The sequence below is a fragment of the Acidovorax sp. HMWF018 genome, assembly GCF_003061035.1.
GTDB lineage: Bacteria > Pseudomonadota > Gammaproteobacteria > Burkholderiales > Burkholderiaceae_C > Acidovorax > Acidovorax delafieldii.
This window is the reverse complement of record NZ_QAIM01000033.1, coordinates 1-1,492: the sequence shown is the minus strand read 5'-3', so window position 1 is coordinate 1,492 and position 1,492 is coordinate 1. Positions and strand designations below refer to the sequence as shown.

1 protein-coding gene and 1 pseudogene are annotated in these 1,492 nt (G+C 58.2%); one reads left to right on the top strand and one right to left on the bottom strand.

The genetic code is table 11. The features are described 5' to 3' along the window. Positions 1–683: pseudogene (locus DBR23_RS00950) on the bottom strand (alkene reductase); the annotation flags it as partial. Between the two features lie 161 nt (positions 684–844). Here DBR23_RS00950 and DBR23_RS00945 point away from each other — a divergent pair. After that, complete coding sequence (locus DBR23_RS00945) at positions 845–1,408, top strand: redoxin domain-containing protein (RefSeq protein WP_108497009.1); 564 nt, start codon at positions 845–847, stop codon at positions 1,406–1,408. The last annotated feature ends 84 nt before the right edge of the window (positions 1,409–1,492 follow it).

Genomic DNA, 1,492 nt, shown 5'->3' with positions numbered 1-1,492 from the left:
CTGAATCGCACACCGATACGTCCCTTCGGCCAAATCTCGCTGACGGCAGCCACAATCTCCAGCAGAAACGCCAACCGCCGCGCGGGTGATCCTCCATATCGGTCGCCTCGTTGATTGCTTCCATCCCGAAGGAACTGATCAATCAGGTAGCCATTCGCTGCGTGGATCTCGACACCGTCAAAGCCTGCGGCTTTCGCCACTGCGGCGGCCCTCTTGAACTGGTCCACCACTTGAGGGATCTCAGCGGTGGTCAACTCTCTTGGCGTCAAGAACGGCTGCATTCCACCGTATGTGACTGCCAAGCCTTCTGGCTTGATCGCTGAAGGGGCGACGGGCATCTCTTCGTCCACCTGAAGACTGGGGTGTGAGATACGACCGCAGTGTTGTAGCTGGGCAAAGATATGCCCACCTTTGGCATGGACCGCGTCAGTGACCTTCCGCCATCCCTGCGCCTGTTCCTCCGTGTAGATCCCGGGCGTTCCGGGATATCCAACCCCCTGAGCCGACACGGGAGCAGATTCGGAGATCACAAGCCCGGCGTCACCACGCTGTCCGTAGTGGATCGCCATGAGAGGGGACGGTACGCCCTCTGATGCTGCGCGGTTGCGCGTCATCGGCGCCATGACGATCCGGTTGCTGAGCAACATGTCGCTCAGCATGAAGGGGGCAAAAAGCTCATGCATGCAAGACTCCGCAGATTTAGGTCATTTGTCCTAATATCGTAGGACGAATGACCTAATCATGTCAACACGCGCTTTGATGCTCGATCAATTCAAGGCGGTAGCCATCTGCTTGGGAATATTTCCTGCTATATTTGGTCGAACGTCCAAATATTCAAAACCCCATGAACCGACTTCAAGCCAACGACCGCGCTCCCGAACTTGTGACCCGAGACTTCCTTGGGGCGCCTGTCGATCTGCAATCCTTGCGTGGTCACAAGGTGATGCTGTCGTTCTATCGGTACGCTTCCTGCCCCTTGTGCAATCTGCGGATGCGCGATCTCATCCGTGGCTATGGCGCTTGGGCAGAGCAAGGACTGCGCATGATTGCGGTGTTCCAGTCACCCGCCTCTTCCATTGCAACTTATGTTGGGCGGCAAGATGCGCCATTTCCTATCGTTGCAGACCCGGCCATGGTGTTGTATCGCCGCTACCGCGTGGAACAACGCTGGACCGCGATGTTGACGCCGTCCGTTCTTCTGAACGCAGCCCGTGCGATGAAGGCTGGGATGCTGCCAGGCCGCGTGGAAGGGCCTGCCAACAGGATCCCGGCGGACTTCCTTATTCGCGAGGATGGGGTGATCGATGTTCCCTACTACGGCGCCGACGCGGGTGATCATGTGCCTTTGGAGCAGCTTGAACGCTGGCTTGGTGCTGCGCACCGGGCGGCGCAAAGGGCTTCCGCATGAAAGGCGAGCAAACCCGGCAGCGCGTGGTTTCAACAGCGTTGCGACTGTTTCATGAACGGGGTTATGGGAACACATCGTTGGCCG